General features: G+C 38.7%; 5 protein-coding genes and 1 riboswitch. Of the genes, 3 read left to right on the top strand and 2 right to left on the bottom strand.

Annotation, left to right across the window (positions count from 1 at the left end; all coding sequences use genetic code 11):
• Window positions 1–214, top strand: a 214-nt coding sequence (locus tag MM239_RS09300) for a hypothetical protein (protein WP_241347929.1), incomplete at its 5' end; no start/stop codon positions are given.
• Between the two features lie 208 nt (window positions 215–422).
• Here MM239_RS09300 and lysA read toward each other — a convergent pair.
• Complete coding sequence (gene lysA / locus MM239_RS09295) at window positions 423–1,655, bottom strand: diaminopimelate decarboxylase (RefSeq protein ID WP_241347928.1); 1,233 nt, start codon at window positions 1,653–1,655, stop codon at window positions 423–425.
• A gap of 241 nt (window positions 1,656–1,896) precedes the next feature.
• Here lysA and MM239_RS09290 point away from each other — a divergent pair, with 241 nt between their 5' ends.
• Window positions 1,897–3,594 (top strand): sensor histidine kinase, encoded by a 1,698-nt coding sequence (locus MM239_RS09290; protein ID WP_241347927.1) that lies wholly within the window; start codon window positions 1,897–1,899, stop codon window positions 3,592–3,594.
• Window positions 3,591–4,286 carry a response regulator transcription factor gene (locus tag MM239_RS09285; protein ID WP_241347926.1) on the top strand — a complete coding sequence of 232 codons (696 nt, stop codon included), beginning with the start codon at window positions 3,591–3,593 and terminating at the stop codon, window positions 4,284–4,286. The genes MM239_RS09290 and MM239_RS09285 overlap by 4 nt, the downstream gene beginning before the upstream one ends.
• Window positions 4,287–4,351: 65 nt before the next feature.
• Here MM239_RS09285 and MM239_RS09280 read toward each other — a convergent pair whose 3' ends face one another.
• Entirely contained in the window at window positions 4,352–6,751 is a 2,400-nt protein-coding gene (locus MM239_RS09280) for a TonB-dependent receptor (protein ID WP_241347925.1), read from the bottom strand.
• 144 nt (window positions 6,752–6,895) lie between these two features.
• A riboswitch (TPP riboswitch) is annotated at window positions 6,896–6,992 on the bottom strand.
• Window positions 6,993–7,030: the final 38 nt, after the last annotated feature.

Genomic DNA, 7,030 nt, shown 5'->3' with positions numbered 1-7,030 from the left:
AAAAGAAGGCTTCATGGAGAGCGTGAAAAACTTTAACCGTAGGGGGGTACGGATAATTGGAAGGCAAAAACCGGAAAATAAACTGAAATTTTATGTTTTTCGACTAAAACCTGCAATGTGGGTTAAAGCTGATTTTCGTACATTAACATACAAATACGCGTCAATACGCTACAAAGGAGCACAAGACTCCAAATACTTGAATATTGGTCAGTAAATAATGTACCTGAGTAGTTACTAAAAATTATATAAAAATGTGCATAAAAAAACCCGGCTTTTTGACCGGGTCTTTCAAAATAATTACTACTACTAGGGAATATCTAATGAGGATCAAACCCCAATTACAAAACTACGATTAATTAAAATTAGTTCAAAAGTATTCCTAAAATATAAACGACTAATTTACTGAAATTAAACTCCTTAGATTATATTCCTATATCCACTTGATGTCTTAGAATATCATCAAACGTCTCACGCTCTCTGATAAGATGATCCTTACCATTCAAAATCAAAACCTCTGCTGGTCGAAGTCGAGAGTTATAATTAGACGACATACTAAATCCATAAGCTCCTGCATTTTTTATGGCTAAAATATCTCCTTCAGAAACGGTAGGTAACTTTCGATCTGCAGCGATTGTGTCAGTTTCGCAAATGTATCCAACAATCGTGTACACATGTTCTTCCCCCGTTGAATTGCTCACATTGATCACACCATGATAGGCGTCATACATCATTGGTCTGATCAGGTGATTCAATCCGGAATCCACACCTATAAATGTGCTCACAGGTGTAGACTTGATCACATTCGCCTTTACTAACAAATAACCTGACTCACTCACGATAAACTTCCCTGGCTCAAACCATATCTCTAGCTCTCGTCCATAGGACTTACAGAAAGCCTTGAAAGCTTCAGACACCTTGGCGCCCACTTGCATAATGTCTGTGGTGATATCACCTTCCTTGTACCCAACTTTGAATCCACCTCCGAAATCCAAAAACTTTAAGCCACTAAACTCACGAGCTGCATCAAAGAGTATCTCAGCACCTTTCAAAAACACTTCTGCTTCCAATATATCTGAACCAGTATGGACATGAAGCCCTACCACATCTAATCCATAAGAATCGACTACTTTGAGGACATTCTTAAGCTGAAGAATAGAAATCCCGAATTTACTATCTATGTGTCCAACAGAGATTTTAGCATTTCCACCAGCCATAATATGTGGGTTCAATCGGATACAAATCGGAACTGACCCTCCATAAGCTTTTCCAAAATGCTCAAGCATGGGAATATTATCAATATTGATCATCACGCCAATCTTCACAGCCTCTTGGATTTCATTAAAAGAAACACAATTTGGTGTATACATGATATCCTTTGGATCAAAACCTACGTGAAGACCTAGCATCACTTCCTCTATCGAAACCGCATCTATACCCGCTCCTGTTTGTTTTAAAAGCTTCAGGATATTAATATTTGACAATGCTTTGGTAGCATATTTGATCTTCAGTTTGACATCACTGAATGCCTGCTGCATCATTTTTACTTGATCTTGAATCTTGGCACCATCATACACATAGACAGGTGTGCCATACTTTTGGGCGATTTGATCCAAGGCCAATCCTTGAATTTGATAGGTTTGATTGATTAGCTCCATGATTTTGAATTGAACCGCAAAGATACGGATTGAGTACTAATAAAAAAGGAAGGCTTTCACCTTCCTTTTTCGATTTATATTAGCAATCTGCTTATATTAAGAAACAATTAAACAACGATCAAAAATAATAAAGGTTTGCCAATTAGCCACCCAGTCTACCTTATAAATTGCTGTTAAATAATGTTAAGCTCTTAACATGGTTCAGTTTATGGTATAAATTTGCACTATGTCAAAATCCAACATGAAACTGATTATTGTATTGATGTCCCTAGCGACCTTTGGTCTTCTAGGTTTTCAGTTCTATTGGATCAGCAATGCATTAAGGATAAACGAGGAAAGGTTTGAACAAAATATTTACCAATCACTCAACACAGTAGTATCTCAACTTGAAAAAGGTGAAACAAACGACATTTTCCTTAACTACCTCGCTCAAGACACCACCCTACAGCAATCTTTGTTCGAGCCGATTGAACCGATAGAGATTCAGGTAAGTCAAAGACCTGTGATAAGAAAAAGGCCTTCTTTGGTAGACTCTATGATGCAAATGCCTATTCCCCAGTTTAGTCAAAGATTCCGACGTATCATTGAGGCAGCAAGGATTGATATTGAGATTTTCAACGATTGGGAAAATATCCTAGGAAACCTAACCCCCGAAAGGGCATCTTCTATTTTTACACCTGACGAATTGCAAGTCCTTCTTCAAGAGAGAGAACGGCAGTTTGATTATCTGAATGAAGTAGAACGAAATCGAAAAAACTTTTATAGTAGACCAAGAGAGATTGAGACAGAACTGGAAGTCAATCTTCCGAGGGATTTCTATGATAAAATAAGACGTACCAACCTCAAGATAGAAGCTATGAATCAAGCTTGGGAAGAAATCTTAGGAGGTCAAAAAGACGTGTTGAGTCGTTTAGACACAAATTTTGTAAAGCAACTCATGGCAAATATACTTCAAGCTAGAGGCCTTGAACAAGTATTCGAGCTCGCAATAATTGACGATAAAAAAGGAATCGTTCCCATCACCTCGGTGAAAGATAACTTTAAGCTCCTTCGGGAAGGACAGCAAGCTAGGCTCTACCCAAGCGATATCGTAGGTAGAGAAAACTACTTGGTGATCAATTTCCCTGAAAAGAAACAATACATCATCAATCAGGTCTGGATTCCTGTCCTCAGTTCGTTAATATTTGTAGGCATTATCATTTCTTGCTTTATTTATGCCATAAGAGTCATCATCAAGCAAAAAAATCTGTCAGAAATCAAAAATGATTTCATAAACAACATGACCCACGAATTCAAAACACCTATAGCAACGGTGAGTTTGGCAGTGGAAGCATTACAAGACCCTGAACTGATCAATCAAGATACATTTCGCAATAGGTACTTAAGCATCATCAAAGATGAAAACAAAAGGCTAGGCACACAAGTAGAAAAAGTACTCCAATCAGCTACCCTAGACAAAAAAGACTTTAAGCTCAAAATAGAGCCAGTGGACATCAATGAATTGATCAATGCAGCGAAAAAACAAATCGAACTACAAGTAGAAAACAAAGGAGGGAGAATTTCCTTTGACACCAAAATCACAAATACTTGGATTCAGGGAGACCACTTTCACCTATCACATATGATCAATAACTTGCTTGACAACTCCATTAAGTACGCAAAGGACAAACCTATCATCAGCATCAAATCATGGGATGACGCTGATCATGTAATGATCTCAATAGAAGACAATGGCATCGGTATGTCCAAAGATGCAGTAAAGAAAATATTTGACAAATTCTATAGAGTACCTACCGGTAATCTCCATGATGTAAAAGGTTTTGGCTTAGGATTGTCCTATGTCAAAACCATGCTAGAAGCACACCATGGTGAAATCCAAGTAAGCAGTGAGCTTGGAAAAGGAAGTACTTTCACTTTAAAAATACCCCGAAAACAATGAGCAAGGCAAAACTTTTGATAGTAGAAGATGACCCTAATCTAGGAGATATCCTCAAGGAATACCTCACCATGAAAGGATACGAAACTACCCTATGCAGAGACGGTGAAGAAGGTTGGTCCAAATTCAAAAAGGACAAGTATAACCTATGCATCCTCGACATCATGATGCCCAAGAAAGACGGATTCACACTTGGAAAAGAAATCAAAAAAGTCCAGGAAGACTTACCCATCATTTACCTTTCTGCCAAAAATCTCAAAGAAGATGTCATAGAGGGCCTTAAAATTGGCGCTGATGATTACCTTACCAAGCCTTTTAGCATGGAAGAATTACTTCTTCGAATAGCGGCTATCTTGAGGCGGTCTCAAAAGGTAGACCACAATGAAGGCTTGAAGGTACTTAAATTCGGGGACTTTACTTTGCACTATGATGAGCAACAACTCGAGAGCCCATCGGGTAAGCACAAACTCACTTCCAAAGAAAATGAGTTGATCAGACTCCTTGCTTCAGAAATCAATAAACTGGTCAATAGAAGTCATGCCCTCAAACAAATATGGGGCGACGACAGCTACTTCAATGCAAGAAGTATGGATGTCTATCTTAGTAAAATCAGAAAACTACTCAAAGAAGATCCAAAAGTACAGATCATCACTGTGCATGGTGAGGGTTTCAAAATGGTGGTGACCGAAAGCTAAGCAAAAGCTATAAATGAGTTAATTGTGAGCTGGTTTTACACAATCACAATTAACTCAATGATTTATCAGAACCTTACTTTCACTCCTGCAAGGAAATTAGTGCCAGCCATTGGGTAATAAAAATTCTCAGTGACCAATTCTCTACCTACATTTCCTTCACCTGCTACAAAATAGGAAAAGGTATATCCATTAGGCTCATAGAGTCTATTGAAAATATTATAGACCATTACAGTGAACTCTAGGTTATTGACAAACCTCGGCCTCAAGGCATAATTCAACCTCAAGTCAGTAGTCCAAAAAGAGTCCAGCATCCTGTTTTCATTCATTGTATTATCCATGAACTGACTGCCCACATACTTATTGAGTAAGCTAACCTCTGCATTCTTGAAAGGTCTAAAATCCAAAATGGCAGACCCTACTACATTAGGAGAGAATGCAATATCAGTATTGGTGTAATTGACTTCTTCTTGAAAGAAATCCTCAGTAGAGTAGTCGTCCAGAAATTCCGTAAAGGATGATATTTTATTCCTACTCACCGCAATATTTCCTCCGATGGAAAACTTCGAGGACAACTTATAACTACCATCTAATTCCACCCCTAGCCTATAAGAATCATCTACATTATCTCTCACATAAGCTCCTACATCATTCAGCTGACCTGTAAGCACCAACTGATCGCGGTATTTCATGTAATACACATTCAGGTTATAGGCAAAGTTTCTTTGATTCACTTTTAGCCCCATTTCGATGTTTTGTAAGTTCTCTGCCTGCGGAGCCCTATCGATGATAGGTGAGTCCGTAAAGTCCCTTCTTACTGGCTCACGATTGGCTACGGCATAAGAAGCATACCAAGATTTGCCAGTCGCAGTCTGATAAGTAAGTCCAAATTTAGGATTGAAGAAATTGTAATTCACTTGTCCTGAAATATCTCTAAGGTCGTTATTGACCCCATCAAAACTGTAATCAACACCCCTCCATTGTAAGTCACCATATAAAAACAATCCCTCTGTAGCTTCAAAAGTCCCTTTTATATATAAGTTCTTATCATCTTTGATGGCTACATTGTCATAATATCTATCCCTGATGTTGACATCTGCCGCATACTGCATCCATATAATCTCTCCAAAATGATCCCCATCATACCTATTCGCTCCACCACCTATCACTACATCCCAAAGGGCATTGTCTGAGATATAATTGAAAGAAAAAACACCTCCATAAAAATCATTGTCAAGCCATCTCCTGCGAATGATATCCATGCGAGGTATGCTTACACCTCCAATTTCTACAGGCTGTAAGTTATAGCTGCTCAACCTATCATTTGGTCTGAACTGCTCATAATACCCTCGGCCATAAGTATAGTGCAGTGCCGCATTTGCTTTCCAGTTTGAATTGATCTCTCCAGTATAGATAAATTGATAATGATCCTGCTGGTAATTGTCCGTTTGGTTATCATAAGTATAAAGGTTAAAAGTCCTATTGCTTTCCAGCAAATGCTCAGGCACTCCTTCCCAAGATTGGTATGTCTGCTCAGCACCAGAGAATACATTCATTTTGAAAATATGCTTGTCTCCATAATATCCTCCACTGACAAAAAAGGATTTTAAATCTGAAAATCCACGATCAATATAGCCATCAGAGGAGATTTGAGATAGCCTAGCATCAAATGCCCACCTATCTTTGATCAATCCTGTGCCAGCTTTCACCGTATGCCTCCTGGTATTGAATGATCCAAAGGAATTATCTACCTCACCATAGGCATCTTCTTGCTTGGTATCTGTCTGAATGTTGATGCTTGCTCCAAAAGTAGCTGCTCCATTAGTGGAAGTTCCCACCCCTCTTTGGATCTGCATATTGTCAACAGATGAAGCAAAATCTGGCATATTCACCCAGAAAACACCATGAGACTCGGCATCATTCATTGGTATCCCGTTCACCGTAACATTGATTCTGGTCTGATCAGTGCCCCTAATCCTCAATCCAGTATACCCTACCCCTGCTCCAGCATCTGAAAAACTAACGACCGAAGGTGTGTAATTAAGCAACATCGGAATGTCTTGCCCAAGATTGAGTTTGGCAATTTCTTCCTTTTGTATGTTTTGAAAAGTAGTTGGCGTGACATTGGTCGCCCGTGTCCCATAGACGACAAATTCTTCTGTGAAAATCCCACTCTGTGAAAGTAATATCTCAAGCGGAGTATTTAAAGGGATTTCAAGTGTATTCTTGACACGCTCATATCCCAAGTAAGTTATGTTTAAAGTAAACTCTCCACCAGGTACATTTCTTATTTCAAAATTCCCAGATAAATCCGAAGTAGCTCCCCTTCCAGTACCTTCAATGATCACATTGGCACCAACCAAAACCTCTCCTGTTTCCTTATCCTTTACAATCCCACTGACTCTATGCTGTGCTACGACATTCAGATAGACACAAAATAACACAAGTGATAAACCTAGCTTTCTCATGGTAATAGATTTCGTTATGTTGCAGAGGCAACTTTTTAATAAACAAAATCAAGAGTAGAGGCCTAACAGTAGCGTAGTAATTTTCATATCTTCAATAATCTCAAGACTTACATACATAATATGTAAGTTGCCAAAGACTACTAAGATTATGGTTGTTCATTTCCCTCCGCCGGTGCTAACCGGATCAGGTAATATGGGTATGATCTCAGCCCGAATTGTTAAGGCACCCCTCATGATCTTGGGTGCAAATGTATAACAATTCAGCGAATATCAGCGAAT

This window comes from Belliella filtrata (assembly GCF_022549775.1).
GTDB lineage: Bacteria > Bacteroidota > Bacteroidia > Cytophagales > Cyclobacteriaceae > Belliella > Belliella filtrata.
The sequence above is the reverse complement of the archived record's forward strand: the minus strand, read 5'-3'. Positions and strand labels throughout refer to the sequence as shown.

Coding starts and splice junctions, on each gene's coding strand:
- lysA (WP_241347928.1), bottom strand. CDS start 1,655: ATGGAGCTAATCAATCAAACCTATCAAATTCAAGGATTGGCCTTGGAT.
- MM239_RS09290 (WP_241347927.1), top strand. CDS start 1,897: ATGAAACTGATTATTGTATTGATGTCCCTAGCGACCTTTGGTCTTCTA.
- MM239_RS09285 (WP_241347926.1), top strand. CDS start 3,591: ATGAGCAAGGCAAAACTTTTGATAGTAGAAGATGACCCTAATCTAGGA.
- MM239_RS09280 (WP_241347925.1), bottom strand. CDS start 6,751: ATGAGAAAGCTAGGTTTATCACTTGTGTTATTTTGTGTCTATCTGAAT.